Here is a 349-nt window from a genome sequence, read left to right as displayed (position 1 = left end):
GCCGGCCAGTGCCTGGGTCGGGGCGAGGCGCCCGGCTCGTACCGCCGGATAGAGCCCGGCGATCGCGCCGATCACCAGGGTGACGGTCATCCCGGCCGCCGCCGCCCACATCGGCACCTCGGTCGGCCAGTGCCGCACGTACGCGTACCCGGCGGTGATCGCCGTACCCAGGACCGTCCCGCCGAGCCCGCCGAGCGCCGACAGGAGCAGGGACTCTGAGACGAACTGACCGCGGATCTGCCCGCTGGTGGCGCCCAGGGCGCGACGCAGACCGATCTCCGGCCGGCGTTCGAGGACCGAGATGACCATGGTGTTGCCGACGCCGACCCCGCCGACGAGCAGGGCGACG

The 349-nt window shown here is 74.2% G+C and carries 1 protein-coding gene; it reads right to left on the bottom strand.

The features are described from left to right. The coding region (locus JGS39_RS40385; protein ID WP_219574703.1) for an ABC transporter permease at positions 1–349 on the bottom strand (349 nt) is incomplete at both ends.

The sequence above is a fragment of the Streptomyces poriferorum genome, assembly GCF_019399235.1.
Lineage (GTDB): Bacteria > Actinomycetota > Actinomycetes > Streptomycetales > Streptomycetaceae > Streptomyces > Streptomyces poriferorum.
This window is presented reverse-complemented; position numbering and strand designations above follow the sequence as displayed.